This window comes from Rhizobium sp. P40RR-XXII (assembly GCF_012641405.1).
GTDB lineage: Bacteria > Pseudomonadota > Alphaproteobacteria > Rhizobiales > Rhizobiaceae > Rhizobium.
This window is the reverse complement of sequence record NZ_JABAII010000001.1, coordinates 327,028-351,911: the sequence shown is the minus strand read 5'-3', so window position 1 is coordinate 351,911 and position 24,884 is coordinate 327,028. Positions and strand designations below refer to the sequence as shown.

Below are 24,884 nucleotides of genomic sequence, written 5' to 3'. Positions count from 1 at the left end.
CTTTTAACCGAGGCCGAACTCCTCCCAGAGTGCCGCATTATGCTCGCCAACGTGCGGGGCCGCACGCTCGAATTTCGGCCGCTGCCCGTCGATGCGGATGGGCGAGCGGGTGGTATGCAGGCTGACGCCGTCATCGCGCCCGACCGTCTGCAGCATGTCGAGAACGCGGAAGCCCTCGCTACCAAGAAGCTCCGGCCAGTTCAGCACCCTGGCGCACCAGATGTCTGCGGGTTCGAGGATCGCAAGCCAGTCGTCGACGTTGCGCGTCGCAATGCGCGCGGCGATCAGCGCCTTGATGTCATCGCGAGACGTGAACCAGCTTTTCGGGTTCTCCCGATAGGGCGCCAATTCCTCCATGTCGAGCAGATCGGCAAGCTTCGAGATCGGCGTCATGGCGATGGCGAGATAACCGTCGGCGGCGGGATAGACGCCATAGGGCGCCGAAAGATAGGCGTGGGCGCTGCGAAGATGGGAGCGCTCGGGCAGCTTGTTGCCGCTGTTCATGTGAACGCTCAGCACCTCGACCTGCAGATCGACCAGCGCCTCGAGCAGGCTGGTCTCCACCAGCCCGCCCTCGCCTGTCACGCCGCGTCGCACCAGCGCCGCAAGAATGCCCTGGGCCGCGGCCGCACCCGCCAGCATATCGCCGATCGCAAGACCGAAGGGCACCGGACCCTGTCCCTCGTCGCCGTTCAACCACATGACGCCGGAGCGCGATTGCGCCAGAAGATCCTGCCCCGGCCGCGAGACCCATAGCCCCTCTTCGCCATAACCGCTGATCGAGCAATAGACGAGGCGCGAATTGAGCTTGCGGGCAGCTTCGTAATCCAGCCCCAGCCGTTCGATCACGCCGGGGCGAAAATTCTGCACGAGAACATCGGCCTTTGAGACGAGCTTGCGCAGCGCGCTCATGTCGCGCTCGTTCTTCAGGTCGATCGCCAGACTCTCCTTGGAGCGGTTGATCGCATGGAAAATCGTCGAATCGCCGATCTCATGATCGCTGAGGTAAAGCCCGCGCGAGAGGTCGCCGCCGCCTGGCCGCTCGATCTTGATGACCCTGGCGCCAAGATCCATCAGCCGAAGGGTGCAATAGGGACCCGACAGGAACTGGCTCATGTCGACGACAACAAGCCCGGCCAGCGGCAAGTCCTTCTTCAGCGTCATCGATATTCCCGCTCCTCTGACATCGCTCCGGCTCAAAGCGCCCCTCCGCCCCGAGGAATATCCTCGTCACCGGTTTCCGCGTCAGCCTTATTCTTCTTATGTGAATAGTATTTTCACATATGGATAAATTTTGCAAACGAAAAGAGGGAGGATAATGGAAGCCCTGCGCACCCACGTCGTGGGGAAATGCATTATGCTCCCACATAATGAGAGTTGCTGACATAAAAGGAGATAGGGAATGGCGACGGTCAAATTGCTTGACGATGCGGAAGCAGACACAATCCCGACAGTCAAGGCTGTGTTCGACGATATTCGCGCGGTGAGAAAGTCCGACTTCGTCAATAATTTCTGGCGCGGCCTGGCCAATGACCCCGCTCTGCTGAAGCGGACGTGGGAGGGACTGAAAGCGGTCATGATGACGGAAGGAGCGCTCGACCCGCTGGTGCGCGAGATGATCTATATCGCCGTCTCCACCGCCAATGGCTGCACCTATTGCGTCCATTCCCATACGGCAGCCGCCAAAGCAAAGGGCATGACCGATGCGCAGCATGGGGAGTTGCTCGCCGTCATCGGGCTTGCCGGCCAGACCAATCACCTGGTCACGGCAATGCAGATCCCCGTCGACCCGCAATTTGATTTAACAGGCCGATGAAATGCAGAAGACCCGCCGGCATGTGCTGGCGGGTCTTCGATAGACTGTCTTCGCTACCTTTAGCGATCCGAGGTTTCCGATGCCTGACCATCTGCCGCAATGGCAACGACGCTGACGCCGTTGTTCACCGCGAGCAGCCTTTTGCGGACCAGAACGCCCATGACACGGGCGGCCGTCGAAAAGGTCATCGTGTCAAGCGGACCTTCGCCCTCCCAGGGCTTGGTCAGCCGCTCGGTCACGGCCGAGACGATATTGTTCGGCACGATGTCCGTGCATTCGCGCATGGTTTCGAAAACGACGCTGATGGGATGAATACGTCCCTCGAACGTCACGATCGGTTCGGTGACTTCGCTGTCCCACTCCTCGAAGGCGTAGAGCGCCTCACGGAAGAGTTGCTGCAGGGTGATGGGGGCATGACCCTCATGAAGGGGCGGCAAGGCATTCGACATGTCTGTCTCCTTTCAATTGGAAGTCCGGCGCATGTATGAAAGTCGATGGTCTCCTTCGAGACCCAAGCGCTGCTTCTGCAGTTTGGCGCACCTGAAAATGAGGGACTTCGGCGCGGCAAACCATTTCGCGACCGGCGCAACGCGGGAACCACACGAAATGTTCCCACCGGTCATGTAACTTGATCAAGTCTATAGATTAATCACGACTTGAAAAGCCTCATTGATAACTTTCTGCAATTCCCTTTATTTTTGAATGGCTTCGCGTAGAGTGGAACAACAGCGTTCCTGTGGACTACAGGCGAATCTCCTTCCAAAAGCCGAAAGGACGACCATGTGCGGCGATCATGAACATGGGCATCAGGACGGGCACGATCATGACCATCAATCGGTCGATTGGCGTGAACATGGCGTCAAAATCATCCCCGGTAATGCCCTCGACCCGAATACGGCGCAGACGCCTGGCATGAACCGCGCAACCGCGATCAACCATGCGCGCGCCGGCGCGGAAAAAATCTGGGCAGGAACCGTGACGATCCACGCCAATGCCAAGACCGGTGCCCACCATCACGGCGATCTCGAAAGCATCATTTATGTCGTCAAAGGCAGGGCGCGGATGCGCTGGGGCGACAATTTGGAATTCGTTGCCGAAGCCGGCCCCGGCGATTTCATCTTCGTGCCGCCCTACGTGCCGCACCAGGAGATCAATGCCAGCCGCGATGAAACGCTGGAATGCGTTCTGGTCCGCTCCGGCCAGGAGCCGGTCGTCGTCAATCTCGATATAGATCCCATCGAAAAGCCGGAAGAAGTTCTCTGGAAGGATCCGATTCACCGGTGATACGCTCAATTTTTAGGCAAATGCTTATTTTGCCGCACTAATAATCTACTGTATTTGTAGAAAAATTAGTTGGCTCTTTTGCACTGCACTGAAAAGAGTTTTTCAGAACCGCACCGCACAGCGCATAATCCTGCTTCGCGGCGCCAATACGCATCTGAGATGATAAGTCCGTCAACGAGAAAAACGATCTCGATCATCTGGAACAGGATTTCCCATGACTGAAAAGCTTCCTAAAGGTTTCGACGCGCTGCGCCTTTCCCGCCGCGCCGGCCTTGCCGCCATCTTTGCTTCCGCTGTCGCCATATTCGGCCTGACGGCAACCGCGCCGCAGACCTTCGCTGCAGACAAGACGATCAAGGTCGGCATCATGAGCGGTGAGGATGAAGACGTCTGGCGCGTCGTGGTCGCCGAAGCCGCCAAGAAGGGCTTGAAGGTCGAGCCTGTCGTCTTCAACGACTATACCCAGCCGAACGAGGCCCTGGAGCGCGGCGAAATCGACGCCAACGCCTTCCAGCACAAGCCCTACCTCGACAACCAGGTCAAGCAGCATGGCTATCACATGGTCATTGCCGGCTACACGGGCATTTGGCCGATCGGCCTCTACACGAAGAAGTACAAGACAGTGGCCGAGCTCCCGAAGGGCGCCGCCATCGGCGTGCCGAACGACCCTTCCAATGAAGGACGCGCGCTTCTCGTGCTGCAGCATGAAGGCATCATCAAGCTCAAGGACGGCACCGGCATCCTCGCCACGGTCGCCGACATTGCTGAGAACCCGAAGAACGTCGACATCAAGGAACTGGACGCCGGGATCGTCGGCCGCTCGATCGACGACCTTGACGCCGCCGTCGTCAACACCGACTGGGCGCTGAAAGCGGGGCTCTCTGCGAAAGACCGTATTGCGCAGGAGCAGACCAACGACAACCCCTACCGCAACTTCATCGCCGTAAAGAAAGGCAACGAGAACGAGACCTGGGTGAAGACCCTGGTCGCCTCCTACCAGAACGACACCGTCAAGGCCGAATTCGACAAGGTCTATAAGGGCACCGGCCAGAGCGCCTATTGATATCAGGACGAGGTGGGAACAGCGCTGAGCGGCAGGCGGCCGGGGCATCTCGCCCGGGTCGCCTTTGGCGTTTCTCCGATCTTGGGATGCGATGAAGTTTATAGTTGGTTTTGGAATTCGCGGAAGGTACATACCCCCTCCGTCACTTTCGTGACATCTCCCCACAAGGGGGGAGATCGGAAACTCGTGGCAGGCCATCGCCGGAAACGAGCATCGCATCCGCTGACACCTGGCTGATTTATTTCGCAGAGTGCGCGACATACTCCCAACGATCTCCCCTTGTAGGGGAGATGTCACGGCAGTGACAGTGGGGGGGATAATACGCTCGGCAAACTCGAAAGCCGCCTTTACACAAAGAGACACATAATGAATTCCTTCACCCCAGCCACATCAATCGACGGACAGGCGCCGCCCGAACGATCGCCCGGCGATGAGATCGTCCGTCTGGTCGATGTCCGCCGCCGGTTCGGTTCGACGCCGGCGCTGGACGGCATATCGCTGATCGCGCGTCGTGGCGAAATTGTCGGCATCATCGGCCGCAGCGGCGCCGGCAAATCGACGCTGATCCGCTGCCTGAACGGGCTGGAACGTGCCGATAGCGGCGAGATCCACATCGAGGGCCGCGATATCGCCCGCCTATCGGAAAAGGAGCTGCAGCCGCTACGCCGCCGCATCGGCATGGTGTTCCAGCATTTCAACCTGCTGTCCTCCAGGACGGTCGAGGAAAATATCGCACTGCCGCTGAAGATCGAGGGCGTCGCCAAGGCGGAAAGATTGCAGCGCGCCCGCGAGTTGCTCGAGCTTGTCGGCCTTGCCGACAAGGCCAAGGCCTATCCCTCCGCCCTGTCCGGCGGCCAGAAGCAGCGCGTCGGCATTGCCCGCGCCCTTGCCGCGCGGCCCGCCATTCTTCTCTCTGACGAAGCGACGTCGGCGCTTGATCCGGAAACCACCCGATCCATCCTGGCCCTTCTCAAGGACATCAACCGCAAGCTCGGCCTGACGATCCTGCTCATTACCCACGAGATGGAGGTGATCCGCTCGATCGCCGACCGCGTTGCGGTCATCGACGCCGGCCGCATCGTCGAAGAAGGTTCGGTGTGGACGGTCTTCGCCAATCCGCAAACGGAGATCGCCGCAAGCCTGCTCAGCGGCGCCCGCCCGCAGCTTCCGGAGCATATCGCTGCCCGCCTCTCCCCGGCATCGGGTACCGAGGCCATTCTCAGCGTCGATCTTGCCGGCCCGGCCGCGCAAGGTGCGCTCTTTGCCGAGCTTTCGGCCGCCCTACCCCACTCATTCCGGCTGGTCCACGGCGGCATCGACCATATCCAGAACCAACCCGTCGCCCGCTTCTTCGTCGCGGTGCCGACGCGCGATGCGACCTTGCCGACCCAGGTCAGCGATTTTCTGAAAGCCCGTTCCGCCCGGGTGGAGGTTCTAGGCTATGACGACTGATGTAATCCTCGGCCTGCTTTGGCACTCCTTCTGGCAAACCGTGTGGATGACGGGCGCATCCGGCTTTCTTTCCCTGATCATCGGCCTGCCGCTCGGCCTCGCTCTCGTCGTCACCAGCCGCGGCGGCATTGCCGAGCAGGGTGCGATCAACCGCGTTCTGGGCGTCTTGGTCGACGGCTTCCGCGCCGTGCCTTTCATCATCCTGCTTATCGCGCTCATTCCGCTGACGCGCCTGATCGTCGGCACGGCGCTCGGCACAACGGCTGCGATCGTGCCGCTGACCATCGCCGCAATCCCCTATTACGCGCGCGTTGCCGAGGTCTCCCTGCGTGATGTCGATCGCGGCCTGATCGATGCTGTGCGCGCCATGGGCGGCAATCGCTGGACCATTGTCCGCGAGGTATTGATACCGGAAGCCATGCCCGGCATCGTCGCCGGCTTCACGGTAACCATGGTGACGCTGATCGGCGCATCCGCCATGGCCGGCACGATCGGCGGCGGCGGCCTCGGCGACCTGGCCATCCGCTATGGCTATCAACGCTACGAAACGAACGTCATGATCGCCGTCGTCATCATCCTGATCATTCTGGTCTGGGGCATGCAATGGCTGGGCGATCGCTTCGCCGACCGGCTCGATCGCCGCTAGTTCCGCCGGCACAAATCCATTCCCGGCGCAGGGAGATGCTGCGCCGGGAGTAAAACTAAAGATCAGTTCCGCGTCACCGGCTTAGAGCGCATGCGTGATACCGTTTCCCGCTCGGCGCGCTTGCAACGCATCGGCGGTAGGCCGCGATCCATCAGATCCATATCCTCCAGCACCATGTCGCCCATTTTCTTGAAGGCGCTGTCGAGCGCGCCGGCGCGGTGGGCCGAGCGAAGGAAACCCTTGAGCTTGCGCACCGGGTGATCGAAGCCGAGCGGCTCCTCCGGATAGACATCGCTTGCCGCCACGATGTGGCCGGAGGCAACCGCCGCCATCAGCGCGTCGAAATCCACCACATCCGCGCGGCTGAGCAGTATGAAGGCCGCCCCCTTGCGCATTTTCGCGAAAGCTTCAGCCCCGAGAAAGCCCTTGTTTTCGCTGGTGACCAACGCGACTACGAAAACGAAATCGCTGCCTGACAACACCTCGTCCAGCCCGGCGGGCTGCACGCCGTGTTCTCTCAGGATCGAAGGCGGCATCCAGGGGTCGAACACCCTGATATTGGCACGGAAGCCGGAGAGCACCCGGTTCAGCGCCTTGCCGAGATCACCGAAGCCGACGATGCCGATATCACTGCCGGAAAGCAGCCGCGCCTTCGCATTGCCATCGCCGCCCCAGAGCTCCCTGCCCTCGCGAAAATCCAGATCGGCATCAACGATGCCGCGCGCCAGGCTCAAGGCAAATCCGAGGCCGATCTCGGCGACCGGCTCGGCGAAGACGAGGCCCGTGGTGACCACATGGATGCCGCGTTCGAAAAGCACCTCATAGGGCATGTTGTTGATGAGGTTGCTCTCGACATTCAGGATGCAGCGCAGTTGCGGCATTCGGTCGAGCGTTTCCTTCGACAGCGGCGGCTGGCCGATGATGTAGCGTGCCTCGCTGAGCACCTCGTCGCCCAGTCCGGCGATATCGTCCGGATCCGCCTCGACGAGGCGATAGTTCGAGTGAAGAAGCGACAGTGCGTCGTTGGTGAAGATAAGCTCGAGCGAGCGTGGCTCCGGCGCGCTAATGGCCAAGGGCCTGCTGTCGATCGTCATTCTGTTCCTCCCTGTCTAAAGACGCGATCCAATAGCATTCGACGGATCAGATCAATCAGGCTTCGTCCTCTTCGCCGGGCATTCCGACGGAGAAGGCGCAGATGCGCGAGAGATAGGTGAGCGGCAGGTCCGTCTCCGTATGCCAGGCATTGAACTGATCCTGGATCAACCGCAGATCCTTCTTGGTGGGCTTGCTTTCCGAGATAGGGAGGCCGGCAAGCCGCAGGCAGACGAGAACGTCATGGCTCATGACGAAACTGTCGCGGCCGATCGCCCGCAGGAGATATTGGCCGGTCATGCCGCCGAGCCGGTTCGCTTGCTTGGCGAGAACAGCAAGCAGGCCGACCTGATCCTCCAGCGGCCAGTCGGCGAAAAAGCGGCCGACGCTGCCATGCTCGTCGGCAAGCCGGCGGACGAACTGCGCATTGGCCCGGACCGACATGATCTTGGCGCCGTTGCGGATGACCCGCGCATCGGACGTCAGATCGTGCCAGTAATCATCAGGCGCGAGGTTGAGGAAGGCAGGATCGAAACCGGAAAATGCGGCCTCGAAGCCCGGCCACTTGGAATCGATGATGTTGCGGACAAAGCCCGCGTAGAAGATGTAGCGCGTCATCTCCGAGAGGATGCGGTCATCAGGCAGGGCGCGCAGGACGTCATGGTTCGGCACCTTCGGCATCAACGCCTTCAGCCCCGCGGCTCCGCCCTTGCGCTTCTCCGCCCGTTCCTGGATCTCCACAAAGCTCACCATCGCTTTCTCCCATCAACTGCGCTGTACGCTCAAGTCTTTTATGATCTTCCGCCGCCGCGCAAGTAATCTCCCGCAATGATCGGCTGCGAAACACGGCATCGAAAGACATGACTCGAAAGTTGATCAGATTGGCGGGTGAATTGATTTTCGCGGTGATTGAAACAGTTCCAGGCTGCTCCAGATATCGTCTTGAAATTAACTTGAGATTTCGCGCGGCGTAGCGTTAATTTCGGCGGCATCGGATCGGAGCCTCGTACCATGAATAATAAAGACTGGAATTATCCCATCATGGTCATCTGCAAGCGTACCGGAAAAATCTATACGGTCGCCAATACCAAGGAAGCATTGGACATGTTGCTGAATGCGTGGCCCGTGGCGGAAGGCAAGGCATTCATGATGGCCCTGCAGATCTGTGCCGACGTGGAGAGGGGTCAGGGGCAACCGCTGGAGGCCCGCAGCAGCTTTGTCATAGCGGCGGCGGAGGCCGGCGTCCCCCTCGAAATTCCCGTGATTCAATAGAATTTACCGCAATCTTCCGCACGCATTCGTGCACAAAACGGCCGCCCTCTCTCCATGCGATAGGGGCATCAACTGGTCTATGCGACTTCACGCTGGCCCTGCCCCGCCCGGCTGTTCGCGTCACACTAGGCCGCAGCGGCTCTGCAGAACAACGCGATCGATTTTTCGTAAATTGCGAAACTTTTTGCCGCGACGGGAGTTTCGATCACAATGTCGGAGCACCATTGAAATGACCATGATATTTAATAGGGCTGGGGTCCGCTGGCCTGAGCCCGTTTATCTCCGTATCGGCTATGGCATGCCGGAAGCAATTCGAAGTCCAGAAGAAGCCTACAACTACCTCCTTTTCTGTTGGCCGGCCATCAGAGGCGAGAGATATAATTCGGCCCGGAACCTTTGCCTTGCCGCCAACAGCGATCCCCTTCTCAGCGAGAAGGCCAGGAAAATCTTCGTCGAAGCCTGCATCGAAGCCGACGTATTGGATTAGGGCCATATAACCTGTCGCCGACTCTGCGACGCAAGGCGTCCACGGGCTCGCCTAAGTTTTTCGACGGTGCCCATCCCGATCGGTCAGACATAGTGTGCCAATACTTAGTGCCAATAGAGGGAACTCAGCCGCACGACGCGGCGGTGGAGGCCCGTTGCGGGCCTGCGCCGCCGCGTCAGGAACCAGCCAATGCGTAAAACCCCGAAGATAGTCGGCGTCCACGCCGCTCTCGGTGGACAAACGAAACCAGCTCAATGACACCGGCCAAAAGCCGTTCGATCCGGAATGCTTTTTGCAACATTACCAAAGCATGTACGTTTCGGAGGTAATGCGTGTTGAAACGAAACACTTTACGACCATTTCCAGCTGTCACGCTTGTCATGGAAGAAAGCGGCGGACACCGCCGCGTCAATTCGGTGCATCAGGTTGCGGAACTGCTGTTGCAGCATTGGCCGGTCGAGAATGGCGAGGAATATGTCGCCGCGGTACGCATCTGCCTTGAAGCGATGCTCGGCGCCGTCCCGCCCGAGGCTGTGAGGGAGGCCTTGATCAAGGCGGCCCGGGAAGCAGGCATATCCGTATTGCAATGAAATCGCCCCGCCCTTCCCGCCGCGTACGGGATCTCTCTGAGATAATTCACTTTTTATGAACGAGTGCCGGCGATCTTGCCAACAGAGGCAGGCGATTCGCGCTGCCAATGACGGAGAGAATATGTCGCTTCTACCATTCCCAGCCGACAGGCGTACCAGTGATGTCAGGCGGTGTGCCAAAGCCCTGCAACAGCTTCACGGAGAGGCGGCAAACCGCTTCTGGCGTTCGGAAATGGCGAGCTTTGCCGCCATCCTGCGGGAACAGGGAATGGAAGACGACGAGATCTCCCGGCAAGCCGGTCTCTACATGCACGCGGTCCAGATGGAGCTGCAGCTCGCCTTTGCCGAAGAAGAGCTGAACGCGTCGGCCTGACCCGCTATTTCGGCAATCTGCAGAATGCTATCGATTTGTCGCCGCTGGTCGGCGACTTGATCTGCACGGTCCATTCGCCGCCGGGGAAATGAAATCCCTTGGAGGAGACCACGCCGGCAATCTGCACGCATGCCTTCCGGGCGTCGGCGCTCGGCAAATCTATCGTCGCCACAACGGCGTTTTTCCGGCTGGAAACCTGACACGGCGCAGTAAACAAGCCGGTATTGTCGATCATTTTACAAACCCGGAACGCATTGTTCGCGGCATCATCGGCAGCCGTTGCAGAATTGGCGACCACCAATGCAGTGGTCACCGCCAAAAACAGTCTCATTGAAAACCCCGATCCCCTATGGCGGCACGGTGCCAGAGCATGTTTCTTCTTGCAAGACATGTTGCACGGATTTGCGATGACTGTTTGGAAATACAACGTCATTGACGACAACTTGTTCGCCGGAGAATTAAATTATCCGGATTTGCCGGGAAATATTCGGCCGCAAACGAGCCGGGAGGCCAACCTCCTCACCCGTCGCTTCATCGACCCGACAGGTGAAAAGCGTGCAATTCACAGCTTCCCGTTAACATGTCAGATATTAGAACATGGCATATTAGAAAAAATGGAGATCACGGAGCCAACGCGATGACGGCACTCTCGCCCGAAGGTCGAGCATCCCTCCGAAAGCGTACGCTTCTCGGCGCAAAGATCATATTCAACGACGGCCGTTCGGTTTTTGATTGCATCGTCAGAAATCTGTCCGATACCGGCGCCATGATCCAAATCGAAAACCCGCTCGCAGTACCAAACAGCTTCAATCTGCAATTTCCAGACGACAGGCTGGTCGCCTGTGAGATGCGCTGGCGAAAAATCAACGGCATAGGCGTTGAGTTCGTATGAGACTGCTTCTCGCCGCAAGCACACATCGCGCCGCCCCTTCGGAAAGATAGGATAAAAACTCGCTTGCTTCATCCTGGATGATTTCACTGATGCAGCGAAAGCAGGCCGACCACAATCATGCAGGTCAGCAGGCCGGCGGACAGAAAGAACATAAGAAGAAGCTTATAGCTCGACATCATGGGCTCCCTTCGAAGTTGCTCTTGGTGTCGTCATGAAAAGCCGCACCTCTACCCGGAATTCGCGAGGCTCAAGGCGCTTGGTTCCACATGAGGATCGAGTAAAGCTCGTTACTTGTCTTTACGCAGGCAGCCGCTCTTGGTTCCGACAATCATTCGGAAGCGCGGCAAGAATTTCGATGCCGCCATATCGGCGCGTGGGAAACACCGCGACCTCGCAACCAGGATACCGGTCCCTTGTATCCCACACCAATTGGACGGAAGCCCACCACCGGAACAAATGTCGCGCGCGGAGCATTCCCGAAGACAGGGGGTTCTGTTCGATTTGTTTGCAAAGGAGATGGCTATGAACCAGGATACGATCGACAGGCTTGACTCGATTAACCAACAGCTTCACGCCCGAACTCTTGCTCTATCCCAGTCCCGGGAAGACCCTGATCACGCGCTCATGATGTCGGCATTGAGCGCCATGATAGAGGCTGTGCGATCTTTGGACGAGAACATGACCCGTCTCGATGGCCCAAAGGGGATCGGCTCGGCAGGCTCCTGAGCTCAGCCTCGTCTATCTAGGGCTGGTAGCGAGGATCGAAAAATCGCGGCAAGCGCGCCTCGAAAAATCAATAAAATCTTGATTTTACTTGGGAATTTTGGTAGCGGAGGAGGGATTTGAACCCCCGACACAAGGATTATGATTCCTCTGCTCTGACCTACTGAGCTACTCCGCCACGTCAACGCATGATCTTTAGGATCACACGCAAAGGTCAAACGAACCGCCGCTCGAAAAGCGCTGGCTCGTCGGTTGAGCGGCTTATAAGGTGCGGTTCGGCTCGGTGTCAAGCGGATGATTTGGAAAAATCGGTGGTTTCTCTTGCACCGATGCCGTCTGCGCTCAGGCGGCCACCGGGCTCGCCAGCAGCGCCTTCAGCGAAGCCTCCGCCATCGGCTCGCGTTCCGAGCGTTCGATGAAGCCGCCGCCATAGACGCGGGCATCGTCGCCCGGCGCGGAATAGAGCGCGCAGGCCTGGCCGGGAGCCACGCCGGCTTCGCCGACTGTGAGGTCGACATAGATGCCGCTGGCGTCGGCATGCAGTACGGCCGGGGACGGCGCGCGGGTGGAGCGAACCTTGGCGAAACAGGCAAAACCGTCGTCAGAAGCCGCCTGGGTAAGCGGCTCGTCACCCAGCCAGTTCACGTCGCGCAGATAGACGCGATGCGTTTCCAGCGCTTCCTTCGGGCCGACGATGACGCGGCGCGAGCGGGCATCGAGATAGACGACATAGAGCGGCTCGCCGGTGGCAACGCCGATGCCGCGGCGCTGGCCGATCGTATAGTGCAGGATGCCTTCGTGCTGGCCGAGCACGCGGCCGTCGAGATGGACGATCTCGCCGGCCAGCGCCGCATTCGGCTTCAGCTTGGCGATCACGTCGGAATATTTGCCTTGCGGCACGAAACAGATGTCCTGGCTGTCGGCCTTCTTGGCAACGACGAGGCCCATTTCCTCTGCCAGCGCGCGGGTTTCGGCCTTCGGCATGCCGCCAAGCGGAAAGCGCAGATAATCGATCTGGTCCTGCGTCGTCGCGAAGAGGAAATAGCTCTGGTCGCGATCGGCATCGGCCGGGCGATAGAGCGCGCGACGATGCGGGTGCTCCGAGGATGGATTCGGACGCGAGCGGATATAATGGCCGGTCGCCAGCGCATCGGCGCCGAGTTCCTTGGCGGTCAGCAGAAGATCGGCGAACTTGACGGTCTGGTTGCAGGCAACACAGGGGATCGGCGTTTCGCCGGCCACATAGCTTTCGGCGAAGGGATTGATGACCGTCTCGCGGAAGCGCTTTTCATAGTCGAGCACGTAATGCGGGATGCCGAGCGTTTCGCAGACGCGGCGCGCATCGTCGATATCCTGGCCGGCGCAACAGGAGCCGGCGCGATGCACGGCCGCGCCATGATCATAGAGCTGCAGCGTGATGCCGAGCACATCATAGCCCTGCCGCTTCAAAATGCCGGCGACGACGGAGCTGTCGACACCGCCCGACATGGCGACGACGACGCGGGTATCTTCCGGCCTCTTGTCAAAATCCAGTGTATTCACGGTCGTTGCCGCCAGTCTTGAACGATCTTCGATGCTGCCAAGCGGGATGACTTTTTTCGAGAAGTCTTCACGCTATCACGATTTGATTTCGCATGATCTGATCCAAAAAACGCTGCACACTTTTTCGGGATCATGCTTCTGATCGCCGCATGCCATGCAAAAGCGGCGAATTTTCATCATGCGGGGCCTTCGGCCGCTGTTTGCGGCCAGCCTCAATTGTGGACGGATATAGAAAGGATTGCCATCCCATGCAAGGGGCGGGCGAAATCGCGAATCACCCCTTTGCCTTCAAATGTCCGATCAGATTGCCGGCGCGCCGTAAGACCGTGACAGCCGATCCGATGGCGACGATCCAGAGCGCGATCGTCAAAACCCAGCTGCCACCACTCCATAGCGCCTCGACGATCGAGAGCAAAGCCGCAGCCGTGGCGACCGCCATGCGATGCTGCTTGGCCATTGGCCCGCCGAAATCGCTGGGATTGCCCGTGGCCCGTCCAAGCTCGCGGACATAGGCTGTGAGCACTGCAAAGGCGGCAGCGGCCCAGCCGAGTCCCGGTATTGCGACGCCATAGCCAATGCCGGCAAAAATGAGGATATCGGCAACACGATCCGGGAACTCGTTCCAGAACGGCCCGTCGGCCTCGCCCTTTCCGCCCTCGACCGCCACCATGCCGTCAAGCAGGTTGCAGAGCAGACGCAGCTGGCAGAACAAGGCAGCGAAGATCAGCGGGGCCACCCGCATCTCAGCGCTGCCGACGGCGCCGGAGAGCCAGAACGAGGCTCCCGCCAGCGCTGCCATCAGCATGCTTGCCTGCGAGATCCGGTTCGGCGTCACCGAAAGCGCGGTCATGCGCCGCGCCAGTGCCTGTGCCCACCGCGTGTTGCGGCTCGCCAGCGGCCGCCTGTCGCCTGTTCCCTCGCCGGTCATATGCCCTTATCCCTCATGATTTCGCGGCCTTCCGCCCGATATCGAATAATTGTAGATCGCCGCATAACTGGAGGAGACCAGCAGCGGCACCGCAATGGTTTTCAGGATCTCCGGCGTGCCGCTCAGCGCGTGGATGACGATCAGGATGGTCGCCGAGCCCAGGCAGGCGATCAGCGGCGGCGCCCAAAGACGCGTAGAGCCGCCGAACCGCCGCGACAAAGCTTCGACCACGGATTTCAGGAACAGCGTCAGGCAGCCCGAAAGCACACCCTGCACGAAGCCCGCGATCAGTGGCCTCGGCATCGGGTGCATGCGGTTGGCGAAGAAAGCCCAGCCGCCCATGGCGAGGAAGGCGAAAAGCACATGCACGATGCTGCTGCCGGCAAGTGCTTTCAGCTTTCCGTTCATGACAGCGACCACCAGTAGCGCACGAGATGGAAGAAGATCGGCGCGGAGAAGACGACCGAATCCAGCCGGTCGATCAGCCCGCCATGCCCCTCGATGAGATGGCCCCAATCCTTGACGCCGCGATCCCGCTTGATCGCCGACATGACAAGCCCGCCGAAGAAACCCATGATCGTGATGACGAAGGCGAGAAGCCCAGCCTGCAGCGGCGTGAACGGCGTCACCCACCAGAGCGCCGCCCCGATCAGCGAGGCGCTGATGACGCCGCCGACGAAACCCTCCACCGTCTTCGATGGCGACAGCCGCGGCGCGATCTTCGTTTTCCCGAACAGCTTGCCCCAGACATATTGCAGGACGTCACTGAGCTGCACGACGATCACCAGAAAAGCGATCAGCAGCACATTGCGGCCTTCATAGCCCGGAATATGCAGCGTCAGCAGCGCCGGCACATGCGAGGCGCAGAAGACGCAGATCATCAGCGCCCATTGCACCTCGGCGATCCGCACCAGAAACCGCTCCGTGTCGCCGCGCAGCACCGCGATGATCGGCATGAAGAGGAAGGCGTAAACGGGGATGAAGATCGAATAGATGCCATATTGCTCGGCCCAGAGCAGATAATATTGCACCGGCAGGGCCACAAAGAAGGCCGCGGCAAGTGCCCAATGATCCGCCCGCTTCGTGTTGATCAGCGTCATGAATTCGCGCAGCGCCGCAAAGGAGCAGAAGGCGAAGAGCAGGATGACGCCGGCGCGCCCGGCAATGAAGGCGATGCCGATCAGCACCACCATCACCCACCAAGCCTTGATGCGTGCATTCAGGTTTTCGATCGCGGCGTTCGATCCGTCGGGCGACAGGCGCCGCTGCAGCACATAGCCGACGACGGAGGCGACGATCAGGACGCCGAAAATGCCGAAAACAAGATGGATCAGATCGGCGCTTGCCGCACTCATGCTCAGTCTCCCGCCCGCTTGGGCGCCAGCGCCAGCAGCGCCGCTTCTGCTCTCGCCAGGAACTCCGTCTTCTCTTCGGCCTCGTCGATATGCAGCGCCTCGCCGAAGGTGACGGTGCAGATCAGCGGAATGGGCACGAACTCGCCCTTGGGCATGACGCGATTGAGATTGTCGATCCAGACCGGAATGAGATCGATATCCGGGCGCGCCTGGGCAAGATGAAAGAGCCCGCTCTTGAAGGGCTGCAGCGGCTGCTCGGTCAAATTGCGGGTGCCCTCCGGAAACAGGATCAGCGAGGAACCGGCATCGAGCGCCTGCGTCATCTGCGTGACCGGATCTTCCTTACGCGCCTCACGATCCCGTTCGATCAGCACGGCATTGAAGACATCGCGGCCGATAAAGCTGTTCAGCGGCGATTTCAGCCAATAGTCAGCACCCGCCACGGGGCGCACGCGTCGGCGCAATCGCGGCGGCAGGACAGTCCAGATCAGGATGAAATCGCCATGGCTGGAGTGATTGGCGAAATAGACGCAGCGGCGGGTTTGCATGCCGCTCTCGGGCCAGATCGCCCGGACGGCGGTGATGGCGCGTGCAAAGAGCACGATCGCCACGGAGACGGGCCTGGCCAGCCATTCGATCGGCGTGCCCATCCTTTCCCCGAAAATACTCTTCCGCAATGCCTCCATGGCAAAAGAGATAGGCGCGTTTCGGCGGCCTAGATAGTCCACAGCTTCAGCTTATCCACAACCCAAGCAATCATGAAGAAAGCCCGGCGCAACTCGCGTCGCGCCGGGCTTCCGGATTGGCTCTTGGGAGGAGCAAACTCTCTGGCTGCCGCCCCTTAGCGGGCGGGCGGGCTCAATCGACGTTGAACACCAGCGGCTTTGCCTGGCGGATCGCCTGATGCGCCGTCAGCTTGGCAAGCACGTCATCGCTGATCGGACCGTCGACATAGAGAAGCGCGATGGCATCGCCGCCCTGCTTGTCGCGGCCGAGCTGGAAGTTGGCGATGTTGACACCGGCGGAGCCGAGCGTCGTGCCGATGAAGCCGATCATGCCGGGAACGTCGGTATTGGCGATATAGACCATGTGGTTGCCGACATCGGCATCGAGGTTGATGCCCTTGATCTGGATGAAGCGCGGCTTGCCGTCCGAGAAGACGGTGCCGGCAACGGAGCGCGTCATGCTGTCGGTGGTAACCGTCAGCTTGATGTAGCCATCATAGACGCCGGTCTTATCGCGCTTGACTTCAGCAAGCACGATACCCTTTTCCTTGATCATGATCGGCGCCGAAACCATGTTGACGTCGGCAACCTGGTTGCGGATCAAGCCGGCAAGCAGCGCGCTCGTCAAAGCCTTGGTGTTCATGTTGGCGGTCACGCCGTCATAGAGGATCTCGATTTCCTTGATCGGATCTTCCGTGACCTGGCCGACAAAGGCACCGAGAACATCGGCAAGCTTGATGAACGGCTTCAGGATCGGCGCTTCCTCGGCAGTGATCGAGGGCATGTTGATGGCATTCGAGACGGCACCCTTGACGAGGTAGTCGGCCATCTGCTCCGCAACCTGGAGCGCGACGTTTTCCTGCGCTTCCGTGGTCGACGCGCCGAGATGCGGCGTGCAGACGACGTTCGGAAGGCCGAAGAGCGGGCTTTCCTTCGCGGGCTCGACCTCGAAGACGTCGAAAGCGGCGCCGGCGACATGGCCTGATTTGATGGCGGCGGCAAGGGCTGCCTCATCGACGAGACCGCCGCGGGCGCAGTTAATGATGCGCACGCCCTGCTTCATCTTGGCAATGGCGCTCGCGTCGATGATATTGCGGGTCTTGTCGGTCAGCGGCACGTGCAGCGTGATGAAATCGGCGCGCGCGAACAGCTCATCGAGCTCGACTTTGGTCACGCCCATTTCCTCGGCGCGCTCCTTGGAAAGGAACGGGTCGTAGGCAACGACGTGCATCTTCAGGCCGATGGCGCGGGAGATCACGATGGAGCCGATATTGCCGGCACCGATGATGCCGAGCGTCTTGCCGGTGATTTCGACACCCATGAACTTCGACTTTTCCCACTTGCCGGCCTGGGTCGAGGCATCGGCAGACGGAAGCTGGCGGGCGACGGCGAACATCAGCGCGATGGCATGTTCGGCTGTTGTGATCGAGTTGCCGAACGGGGTGTTCATGACGATGATACCGCGGCGCGAGGCGGCTGGAATATCGACATTGTCGACACCGATACCGGCGCGGCCGACAACCTTGAGGTTCTTGGCCCCTTCGATGATCTTTTCGGTCACCTTGGTGGCGGAACGGATGGCAAGACCATCATACTTGCCGATGATTTCGAACAGCTTGTCCTTGTCCTTGCCAAGCTGCGGCTGGAAATCGACTTCGACGCCACGATCGCGGAAGATCTGGACGGCGGTTTCCGACAGTTCGTCGGATACGAGAACGCGAGGTGCCATTGAGGCCTCCTGAAAAGGGTCAGCTAAGACGAGCAATTCCGGGAAACGTGTAAAGCGGCTTTCCGTATGGAATTGCAGGATACAACGAGAATTTCGGGATGCTGGGCTCCGCCGATCGTGGCGGAGCCATAAACGCTTCAAACCTCAGGCAGCGGCCTGGGAGAGCGTCGCCTTCTGCGTTTCGAAAGCCCAGGCGAGCCAGGGCATCAGCTTCTGCATGTCGGCAGCTTCGATCGTCGCACCGGCCCAGATGCGCAGGCCGGACGGTGCGTCGCGGTAATGGCCCACGTCAAAAGCAACCGCTTCCTTTTCGAGGAGTGCGACCAGACCCTTGGCGAAATTCGCCTGGCCGTCGGCATCGAGAGCGACGACATCCTTGTCGACGATCTTCAGGCAGACGGACGTGTTGGATTCCGTCCCGGCCTTGACGGCGAGATTGGCGATCCAGCCATTGGCGGCAACGAAATCGTGGATGACCTTGGCGTTGGCATCGGCACGGCCGATCAGCGCCTTCAGGCCGCCGAGATCCTTCGCCCAGAGGAGAGCGTCGATATAGTCTTCAACGCAGAGCATCGAAGGCGTATTGATCGTCTCTCCGGTGAAGATGCCTTCAATCAGCTTGCCGCCGCTGGTCATGCGGAAGATCTTCGGCAGCGGCCAGGCCGGCTGATAGGTCGTCAGGCGCTCGACGGCGCGCGGCGACAGGATAATGACGCCATGTGCGCCCTCGCCGCCCAAAACCTTCTGCCAGGAGAAGGTGACGACATCGAGCTTGGCAAAATCGAGGTTCTGAGCGAAAGCGGCCGAGGTGGCATCGCAGATCGTCAGGCCCTTGCGGTCGGCCGGGATGAAATCGGCGTTCGGAACGCGCACGCCCGAGGTGGTGCCGTTCCAGGTGAAGACCACGTCGCGGTCGAAATCGACAGCGGAAAGATCGGGCAGCTCGCCATAGGCGGCTTCAAGCTTGCGGACGTTCTTGAGCTTCAGCTGCTTGACGACATCGGTAACCCAGCCGGCACCGAAGCTTTCCCAGGCGAGCATGTCGACGCCGCGTTCGCCGAGCAGCGACCAAAGCGCCATCTCTACGGCGCCGGTATCGGAGGCCGGGACGATGCCGATGCGGTAATCTGCCGGCACTTCCAGAATTTCGCGGGTAAGATCGATGGCCTGCTTCAGCTTTGTCTTGCCGACCTTCGCGCGGTGCGAACGGCCAAGGGCCGCATCGGAAAGAGCATTAAGTGTCCAACCTGGACGTTTCGAGCATGGACCAGAAGAAAAATGGGTATTATTCGGACGGATGTCCGGCTTGGCGAGCTTAGTCATGATGCTATCCTCTCAGATAGAAAGCTCCTCGTTGGGGAGGAGTGTCCCGCCGCCGGGTATATTGGAAGCCGAGCACGAGCACAATAGTAAAATTTGCGGATGGCGCTCGATCACAAAGTCGTGCGAAAAGTTTGACGGTGCGTAAGTTACGCACAATGAAATTCAGCCAAATTTGGCCACATAAAAACTGGTTTTTGTGCCGAAGCACAATCATATAAGGCCTAGCGTCCCATGGCCGCGCCGATAGAAATAACAAGTGTGCCCAATGTTACTAACTGCGCTCGCCGAAAGCCCCTTCATGCCGGCACAGACCGTGCCGGTCTATCTGATCAATATTGACCGCGCGACGGAGAGGTTGGCGGAGATCCGCCGGCAGAGCGATGAATTCGGCTTCCGATTTGAACGCATCGACGGCGTCGACGGCGCCCTCGTCCCGCGTGATCAATGGATCGACGTGGACCACGACCGTTTCCAGCGCCGGCACGGTCGGACGATCCTGCCTGGTGAATATGGCTGCTATCGCAGCCATCTGCTTGCATTGCGCCAGTTTCTTGCGAGCAGCGACGCAATGGCCATCATCATCGAGGATGATGTCGCCCTGGATGCCGATTTCCTGGCGCGCGCTATAGCCGCCAAGGAAGCGGCGCCGACCGCCGACCTGATCAAGCTTGTCAACCATCGCTGGAACGGCTTCCGTGCCATGATGCGCAGCAGGAAGGGAGATGTCGTCGGTCGTTGCCTTTTCGGCCCACAGGGTTCGACGGCCTGCTATCTCGTCACGCGCCGCGGCGCCGAGAGAATCGTCAAATCGCTAGAGGTCATGTCATTGCCTTGGGACGTGGCGGTGGAGCGTGGCTGGGACATGCATATATCGATCTTCAGCACACGCGCCAATATCGCCGGCTTCAGCCGGCTGCAGCGAACCACCATGATCGGCTGGCGCCGCGATTATCGCGCCGCCAAGTCTTCTGCGTGGCGGCGCGTACCCGCCCACATCTTCCGAACTTTGGATTTCTTTCGGCGTATCAACTATGTGCTGACGACGCCATAGAGCAATTCCAGGAAAAGTGCGCAGCGGTTTTCCGTCCGGAATTGCAAGGAAACAAAGAGATAGAGCGGCTCAGAGGCTCATTGAAAAGCTGAACCGCTCTAAGCCTCGATCCTACCAGGTCGTGATCCTGAGACCGATCCGGATTTCGTGCCGCGAGAGCGCACCGTCACGACCCACAGTGCCGCCTGCGCTCGCCACCGATTCGCCGAACATGTCTCCGCCGGCAACGTGGGAGAAGCGATAGCCAAGGTCGACCTTGATATTCGGCGCAACCTCGTAGGCGACACCCGCCATCAGAGCATAGGTCATGCGCCAGTCGCTATCGCCCGGATAGCGCGCGCTGATCGAAGCCACGCCACCACAGCCGGAAGCACCGTCCACGCAGGAGCCCATGGCATTGACGCTGCTCCACGAGACACGCGTCGCACCCAGTCCCGCACCGACATAGGGCGTAAAGCCGGCAAGCGTTCCGAGATCGACGTAGCCGTTGACCATCAGGCTGCCGGCCCTGAAGGAAGAATGCGCCTTTGTGGAGCAACCTGTGCCTGCGGCTCCGCTGGCGCAAGGCGAATTGCTGGAGATTCGGCCGTCGAAATCGCCGCTGAAGAAATCCCCAGTGACATCGGCGCGAAATAGATCGTTGAATTGATAGCCGACGCCCAGGCCGCCGGAAAAATCGCCGCCAAAGCGGGTCGAATCGAAGCGGCTCGAACTGTAGTCGCCACCAGCTGGATCGTAAGCGCGGAACGTCGTGTTGTTGCGGCTGGCATTGACGGCATAACCGACATCACCGCGAACGTACCATCCCTTCGCATCCTTGACGCTGACCTCTGGGACACTGACTTCGGGCACCTTGATTTCCGGCGGCGCATCGCCCGCAAGAGCAACGCCCGCCGATGCGCCTGCCATCGCTGCGGCCAGCGCCAAAGCGTCAAAACGGATCATTACCCCTCGCCTTCCATCCTCGGGCGAATGCCCGCGCGTCGAACCGGTCGGCCTTTGCTTGCCCGCGAGCCCGTCAGAGAAGAGACCCTGCGGGAAAGCCGCCATTCTCATTTCATTAACCATAGGGAATTCATGGTTAATGAAGCTTTAAAGCACGGAAGAATTGCTTAACGGCAGGGAGAAAAGACAAAAGCCGCCCGGAGGAAACCGGACGGCTTTTCAATGGCTTGCGTGAGGTATGCTTATTTGTAGACCGGCTGGGCCGGAATATCGGCCGGCGGCATGTAGCTTGCCGTCTGGCAGCCGCCGAAGGTGTAACGGGCACCGATGCGAGCTTCGTGCAGGTTCAGGCCCTTATCGTAGCCGGGGCCGCCGTTTTCAGCGAAGCCGAACATATCGCCGCCCTGGATATGCCGATAGCGATAGCCGACGTCAGCCTTGAGATTGCAGCTCAGATCGATGGACGTACCGGCCATCAGCGCGTAGGTGAAGCGCCAGCTGCCGCGACCATTATGCGTAACCGATCCGTCGCAGGAGTCCGGATTGGCGTCCGAGCAAGAGGTGTTCTTCAGATTGCTCCACTTGACGTAGGTACCACCGAGACCACCACCGACATAAGGCGTGAAGATGCCGTACGTGCCGAGATCGACGTAAGCGTTGGCGAGCAAGCTGAAGGCCGTCAGGGATGCCAGGTCGCGGGACGTTGCCGGGACGGACGTGAAGTCCGGACCGCAGCCGCCGCAATTGCCCTTCGTCGAACCCTTGAAGTCGGACTTGAAGAGATAATCGAACGTCAAGTCCGTGCGCAGGTAGTTATTGATCTGATAACCGATACCGCCGCCGAGCGTGAGGTTGTCATCGAGCGACGCCCTATCGAAATCGACCAGGCTGGAATTGGAGCCCTGGAAATAGTTGGCGCCGCGCAGGTTCGTGAAGGCATAGCCGACATCGCCGCGCAGGTACCAGCCGCTGGATTGGGCGACAGTCACTTCCGGCGCCGACTGCGCGGGTTCCGGTGTATAAAGATCAGCAGAAAAGGCCGACGTGCCGACAAGCAAAGTGGCAAGTGCTCCTATTAGGGATTTCATCATGGCTTTGGCTCCAAATTTCTTGCCTTGGCGCAGCAGACGCTTGCCAATCGAAAAGACATGACAGGGATAATGATGAAAATGAGTTAAAGCCTGATTAACTACGAATATTTACCCTGTTTATTCAGAGACTATACTTTATTTAATATATTAGAAACTTGTGATTTTATAATAAAGAGAACGAGATGCGGCCGTTTCACCTCCTCCCTTCTTCGCGAGGACATGCGCCACCAGGTGTCGTGGAGGTCTGGATTTTAAACGAATTGGCAAGAATAGAGCCACTACAGTGCGGTGGCCGGAAGCTAACTCAGGAGGAAGTCTTTGACTTGCCATCGAAAGCTATGGACCTGCCTGGGGCTCCTTATCCTCTTCCTGAGCCCTGCCGCTCTGGCCGGCACGAAGCCGATAAAACCCGTCGCGGCCACGGCATGGAACAAGGGTCGCGAAACGGGATTGCCGATCCCTCGTTATGTTTCCCTGCGGGCTCAGAAGGCACGCATGCGCGTGGGTCCATCGACCATCTACGCAACCAAATGGATCTATACGAAACCGGGCCTGCCCCTGGAGATCATCGACGAATATGGCCATTGGCGGCAGGTCCGCGACGACACCGGCGTGACCGGCTGGATGCATAGTGCCCTGCTCTCCGGCACACGTATGGCGGTGATCGCGCCCTGGCTGACCAAGAATGCCATGCTGCGCGCCGATCCCAATCCGGCCGCTCGGGCGGTCGCGGAGCTGCAGCCTCGCGTACTGGTTTCGCTGCAGTCCTGCACGGGAACATGGTGCCGTGTTTCCGTAGGGGAGCATTCGGCAAGAGGCTATGTCAGGCAGGAAAAACTCTGGGGCGCCTATCCCGGCGAAATGTTCCAGTAAGCCGCCTTTGCCTCACCGGCGGAAAACAAAACGGCCGCCTCGATGAGGCGGCCATAGATTTGGATATCCAGTATTTCCAGTCTCAGGCTGCCGAGCGGACGCTCGAAATTACGTCGATCAATCCGCCGACGATACGCTCGATCTGGCCGCGATCGTCGCCCTCGGCCATGACCCGGATCAAGGGCTCGGTGCCGGAAGGACGGATGACCAGGCGGCCGCTGCGGGCAAGCTCGCTTTCCGCATCGGCGATCGCCTGCCGCACCTGAATATCCTCCAGCGGCTTGCCGCCAGCTATGCGGACATTGCGCAAGAGCTGCGGCACGGGCTCGAAACGCCGGCAGACTTCGCTGACCGTCCTGCCGGTGCGTTTTACCGAGGCAAGGATTTGCAGCGCGGCCACGAGCCCATCGCCTGTCGTGCCGTAATCGGACAGCACGATATGACCCGATTGCTCGCCGCCGACATTGTAATTGTGCTGACGCATATGCTCGACGACATAGCGGTCGCCGACGGCGGTCCGGGCAAGCGACATGCCGCGCTCTTCCAGGAAACGCTCGAGGCCGAGATTGGACATGACGGTCGCCACGATGCCGTTGCCGCGCAATGTCTGGCTCTCGGCCCAGCTCTCTGCGATGACAGCCATCAGCTGATCGCCATCGATGATCGTGCCGGTCTCATCGACGATGATGACGCGGTCGGCGTCGCCATCCAGCGCGATGCCGATATCGGCGCGCACTTCATCCACCTTCTTCTGCAGGGCGACAGGGCTGGTGGAACCGCAATTCAGGTTGATATTCGTACCGTTCGGCTCATTGCCGATGGTCACGACGTCGGCGCCGAGTTCCCAAAGGGCGGCCGGGGCAACCTTATAGGCGGCCCCATTGGCGCAGTCGATGGCAATGCGCAGTCCCTGCAGCGTGACGTCACGCGGCAGGGTGCGCTTGGCATGCTCGATGTAGCGGTCATGCACGCCGTCGATGCGCTTGGCACGGCCGATATTCTCAGCCTTGGCAAGATGCTCGGTAACGTCCTTGTCGAGCAGATCCTCGATCTTCATTTCAAGATCGTCGGACAGCTTGTAGCCGTCCGGCCCGAAAAGCTTGATGCCGTTGTCCTCGTAAGGGTTATGCGAAGCGGAAATCATGACGCCGATGTCGGCACGCAGCGAGCGAGTCAGCATGGCGACGGCCGGCGTCGGAATAGGGCCGAGAACGAAGGCATCGACGCCGGCCGCAGTAAAGCCTGCGACCATCGCGTTTTCCAGCATATAACCGGAAAGACGTGTGTCCTTGCCGATAACGACGCGGTGACGGTGACTACCCCGATGGAAGATCGTGCCGGCGGCGATACCCACGCGCATGGCAAGATCCGGCGTCATCGGATAGATGTTGGATTGACCGCGAATTCCGTCAGTTCCGAAATAGCGACGTTTCATATGCACTCCTGTCGTTGCTGCATTTTCGCGAAACATGCAGCGGCATCGAAAACACTGCTCTGAATCCAGAGACGCTTTGAGCATCGATGCCTGTGGCTCATGCCACAGATTGTAAAACTCGGCACTTAAATTACCGAGACCGCCTATTACAACGCGTTACCATTAATAAGCACTAAAAAACCGCATCGGGTGGAGGC

Annotated in this window: 29 protein-coding genes and 1 tRNA gene; 14 read left to right on the top strand and 16 right to left on the bottom strand. The window is 59.7% G+C overall.

Annotated elements, in window-relative coordinates:
• Positions 1 to 3 precede the first annotated feature (3 nt).
• Entirely contained in the window at positions 4 to 1,164 is a 1,161-nt protein-coding gene (locus tag HGP16_RS01715; RefSeq protein WP_168838288.1) for a CaiB/BaiF CoA-transferase family protein, read from the bottom strand.
• Positions 1,165 to 1,402: 238 nt separating this feature from the next.
• Here HGP16_RS01715 and HGP16_RS01710 point away from each other — a divergent pair, with 238 nt between their 5' ends.
• Positions 1,403 to 1,816 carry a carboxymuconolactone decarboxylase family protein gene (locus HGP16_RS01710; protein WP_168838287.1) on the top strand — a complete coding sequence of 138 codons (414 nt, stop codon included), beginning with the start codon at positions 1,403 to 1,405 and terminating at the stop codon, positions 1,814 to 1,816.
• A 59-nt stretch (positions 1,817 to 1,875) separates the two neighbouring features.
• Here the strand turns inward: HGP16_RS01710 and HGP16_RS01705 are convergent, their stop codons facing one another.
• Positions 1,876 to 2,265 carry a hypothetical protein gene (locus HGP16_RS01705; protein WP_168838286.1) on the bottom strand — a complete coding sequence of 130 codons (390 nt, stop codon included), beginning with the start codon at positions 2,263 to 2,265 and terminating at the stop codon, positions 1,876 to 1,878.
• Positions 2,266 to 2,596: 331 nt separating this feature from the next.
• On the opposite strand from HGP16_RS01705, the gene HGP16_RS01700 reads away from it, so the two are divergent.
• The 4 genes from HGP16_RS01700 (at position 2,597) to HGP16_RS01685 (ending at position 6,261) form a co-directional block, all read left to right on the top strand.
• Positions 2,597 to 3,100, top strand: coding sequence for a cupin domain-containing protein (locus HGP16_RS01700; protein ID WP_168838285.1), 504 nt, complete (start codon positions 2,597 to 2,599; stop codon positions 3,098 to 3,100).
• A 214-nt stretch (positions 3,101 to 3,314) separates the two neighbouring features.
• Positions 3,315 to 4,163, top strand: a complete 849-nt coding sequence (locus HGP16_RS01695) for a MetQ/NlpA family lipoprotein (RefSeq protein WP_168838284.1) — start codon at positions 3,315 to 3,317, stop codon at positions 4,161 to 4,163.
• 366 nt (positions 4,164 to 4,529) lie between these two features.
• Positions 4,530 to 5,615: a methionine ABC transporter ATP-binding protein gene (locus HGP16_RS01690; RefSeq protein ID WP_168838283.1), complete on the top strand. Its 1,086-nt coding sequence runs from the start codon at positions 4,530 to 4,532 to the stop codon at positions 5,613 to 5,615.
• Positions 5,605 to 6,261 (top strand): methionine ABC transporter permease, encoded by a 657-nt coding sequence (locus tag HGP16_RS01685; protein ID WP_168838282.1) that lies wholly within the window; start codon positions 5,605 to 5,607, stop codon positions 6,259 to 6,261. Before HGP16_RS01690 ends, HGP16_RS01685 begins: the two co-directional genes overlap by 11 nt.
• Positions 6,262 to 6,323: 62 nt before the next feature.
• Here HGP16_RS01685 and HGP16_RS01680 read toward each other — a convergent pair whose 3' ends face one another.
• On the bottom strand, positions 6,324 to 7,355 hold the full coding sequence (locus HGP16_RS01680; RefSeq protein WP_168838281.1) for a hydroxyacid dehydrogenase: 1,032 nt from the start codon (positions 7,353 to 7,355) through the stop codon (positions 6,324 to 6,326).
• Between the two features lie 55 nt (positions 7,356 to 7,410).
• Complete coding sequence (locus HGP16_RS01675) at positions 7,411 to 8,106, bottom strand: DNA-3-methyladenine glycosylase I (protein ID WP_168838280.1); 696 nt, start codon at positions 8,104 to 8,106, stop codon at positions 7,411 to 7,413.
• A gap of 258 nt (positions 8,107 to 8,364) precedes the next feature.
• Here HGP16_RS01675 and HGP16_RS01670 point away from each other — a divergent pair, with 258 nt between their 5' ends.
• The 4 genes from HGP16_RS01670 (at position 8,365) to HGP16_RS01655 (ending at position 10,075) form a co-directional block, all read left to right on the top strand.
• Positions 8,365 to 8,625: a DUF982 domain-containing protein gene (locus HGP16_RS01670; protein WP_168838279.1), complete on the top strand. Its 261-nt coding sequence runs from the start codon at positions 8,365 to 8,367 to the stop codon at positions 8,623 to 8,625.
• A gap of 79 nt (positions 8,626 to 8,704) precedes the next feature.
• Positions 8,705 to 9,112 carry a DUF982 domain-containing protein gene (locus HGP16_RS34645; RefSeq protein ID WP_409526800.1) on the top strand — a complete coding sequence of 136 codons (408 nt, stop codon included), beginning with the start codon at positions 8,705 to 8,707 and terminating at the stop codon, positions 9,110 to 9,112.
• A 332-nt stretch (positions 9,113 to 9,444) separates the two neighbouring features.
• Complete coding sequence (locus tag HGP16_RS01660) at positions 9,445 to 9,702, top strand: DUF982 domain-containing protein (protein ID WP_312862855.1); 258 nt, start codon at positions 9,445 to 9,447, stop codon at positions 9,700 to 9,702.
• 121 nt (positions 9,703 to 9,823) lie between these two features.
• Positions 9,824 to 10,075, top strand: coding sequence for a DUF6074 family protein (locus HGP16_RS01655; RefSeq protein ID WP_168838277.1), 252 nt, complete (start codon positions 9,824 to 9,826; stop codon positions 10,073 to 10,075).
• 4 nt (positions 10,076 to 10,079) lie between these two features.
• Here HGP16_RS01655 and HGP16_RS01650 read toward each other — a convergent pair whose 3' ends face one another.
• Entirely contained in the window at positions 10,080 to 10,394 is a 315-nt protein-coding gene (locus tag HGP16_RS01650; RefSeq protein WP_246703251.1) for a hypothetical protein, read from the bottom strand.
• Between HGP16_RS01650 and HGP16_RS01645 the strand changes: the two genes are divergently transcribed.
• The 3 genes from HGP16_RS01645 (at position 10,300) to HGP16_RS01635 (ending at position 11,693) form a co-directional block, all read left to right on the top strand.
• Positions 10,300 to 10,716 carry a hypothetical protein gene (locus HGP16_RS01645; RefSeq protein WP_168837992.1) on the top strand — a complete coding sequence of 139 codons (417 nt, stop codon included), beginning with the start codon at positions 10,300 to 10,302 and terminating at the stop codon, positions 10,714 to 10,716. The two genes, HGP16_RS01650 and HGP16_RS01645, sit on opposite strands and share 95 nt — an antisense overlap.
• Entirely contained in the window at positions 10,656 to 10,967 is a 312-nt protein-coding gene (locus tag HGP16_RS01640) for a PilZ domain-containing protein (RefSeq protein WP_312867306.1), read from the top strand. Before HGP16_RS01645 ends, HGP16_RS01640 begins: the two co-directional genes overlap by 61 nt.
• A gap of 522 nt (positions 10,968 to 11,489) precedes the next feature.
• Positions 11,490 to 11,693 carry a hypothetical protein gene (locus tag HGP16_RS01635; RefSeq protein ID WP_168838276.1) on the top strand — a complete coding sequence of 68 codons (204 nt, stop codon included), beginning with the start codon at positions 11,490 to 11,492 and terminating at the stop codon, positions 11,691 to 11,693.
• 98 nt (positions 11,694 to 11,791) lie between these two features.
• On the opposite strand, the gene HGP16_RS01630 is transcribed toward HGP16_RS01635, so the two are convergent.
• The 8 genes from HGP16_RS01630 to HGP16_RS01595 form a co-directional block, all read right to left on the bottom strand.
• A tRNA-Met gene (locus HGP16_RS01630) sits at positions 11,792 to 11,868 on the bottom strand.
• 164 nt (positions 11,869 to 12,032) lie between these two features.
• Positions 12,033 to 13,232 carry a tRNA 2-thiouridine(34) synthase MnmA gene (gene mnmA / locus HGP16_RS01625; protein WP_168838275.1) on the bottom strand — a complete coding sequence of 400 codons (1,200 nt, stop codon included), beginning with the start codon at positions 13,230 to 13,232 and terminating at the stop codon, positions 12,033 to 12,035.
• A gap of 274 nt (positions 13,233 to 13,506) precedes the next feature.
• Positions 13,507 to 14,160: a CDP-alcohol phosphatidyltransferase family protein gene (locus HGP16_RS01620; RefSeq protein ID WP_168838274.1), complete on the bottom strand. Its 654-nt coding sequence runs from the start codon at positions 14,158 to 14,160 to the stop codon at positions 13,507 to 13,509.
• 6 nt (positions 14,161 to 14,166) lie between these two features.
• Positions 14,167 to 14,568, bottom strand: coding sequence for a hypothetical protein (locus tag HGP16_RS01615; RefSeq protein ID WP_168838273.1), 402 nt, complete (start codon positions 14,566 to 14,568; stop codon positions 14,167 to 14,169).
• On the bottom strand, positions 14,565 to 15,515 hold the full coding sequence (locus HGP16_RS01610) for a phosphatidate cytidylyltransferase (protein ID WP_168838272.1): 951 nt from the start codon (positions 15,513 to 15,515) through the stop codon (positions 14,565 to 14,567). The genes HGP16_RS01615 and HGP16_RS01610 overlap by 4 nt, the downstream gene beginning before the upstream one ends.
• Positions 15,516 to 15,517: 2 nt before the next feature.
• The gene (locus HGP16_RS01605; RefSeq protein ID WP_168838271.1) at positions 15,518 to 16,165 is read right to left on the bottom strand and encodes a lysophospholipid acyltransferase family protein; all 648 of its coding nucleotides are present in this window, start codon (positions 16,163 to 16,165) and stop codon (positions 15,518 to 15,520) included.
• A 208-nt stretch (positions 16,166 to 16,373) separates the two neighbouring features.
• Positions 16,374 to 17,969 carry a phosphoglycerate dehydrogenase gene (serA, locus tag HGP16_RS01600; RefSeq protein ID WP_168838270.1) on the bottom strand — a complete coding sequence of 532 codons (1,596 nt, stop codon included), beginning with the start codon at positions 17,967 to 17,969 and terminating at the stop codon, positions 16,374 to 16,376.
• A gap of 144 nt (positions 17,970 to 18,113) precedes the next feature.
• Positions 18,114 to 19,292, bottom strand: a complete 1,179-nt coding sequence (locus tag HGP16_RS01595) for a phosphoserine transaminase (protein WP_168838269.1) — start codon at positions 19,290 to 19,292, stop codon at positions 18,114 to 18,116.
• A 265-nt stretch (positions 19,293 to 19,557) separates the two neighbouring features.
• On the opposite strand from HGP16_RS01595, the gene HGP16_RS01590 reads away from it, so the two are divergent.
• A complete protein-coding gene (locus HGP16_RS01590; protein WP_246703252.1) occupies positions 19,558 to 20,343 on the top strand; it encodes a glycosyltransferase family 25 protein in 786 nt (261 codons plus the stop codon).
• 111 nt (positions 20,344 to 20,454) lie between these two features.
• Here HGP16_RS01590 and HGP16_RS01585 read toward each other — a convergent pair whose 3' ends face one another.
• Both HGP16_RS01585 and HGP16_RS01580 read right to left on the bottom strand, forming a co-directional pair.
• Positions 20,455 to 21,288, bottom strand: a complete 834-nt coding sequence (locus HGP16_RS01585) for an outer membrane protein (RefSeq protein ID WP_168838268.1) — start codon at positions 21,286 to 21,288, stop codon at positions 20,455 to 20,457.
• A 242-nt stretch (positions 21,289 to 21,530) separates the two neighbouring features.
• A complete protein-coding gene (locus tag HGP16_RS01580; protein WP_168838267.1) occupies positions 21,531 to 22,379 on the bottom strand; it encodes an outer membrane protein in 849 nt (282 codons plus the stop codon).
• Positions 22,380 to 22,697: 318 nt separating this feature from the next.
• Here HGP16_RS01580 and HGP16_RS01575 point away from each other — a divergent pair, with 318 nt between their 5' ends.
• The gene (locus HGP16_RS01575) at positions 22,698 to 23,252 is read left to right on the top strand and encodes an SH3 domain-containing protein (protein ID WP_205926341.1); all 555 of its coding nucleotides are present in this window, start codon (positions 22,698 to 22,700) and stop codon (positions 23,250 to 23,252) included.
• Positions 23,253 to 23,334: 82 nt separating this feature from the next.
• Here HGP16_RS01575 and glmM read toward each other — a convergent pair whose 3' ends face one another.
• Positions 23,335 to 24,687, bottom strand: a complete 1,353-nt coding sequence (gene glmM / locus HGP16_RS01570) for a phosphoglucosamine mutase (RefSeq protein ID WP_168838266.1) — start codon at positions 24,685 to 24,687, stop codon at positions 23,335 to 23,337.
• Between the last annotated feature and the right edge of the window lie 197 nt (positions 24,688 to 24,884).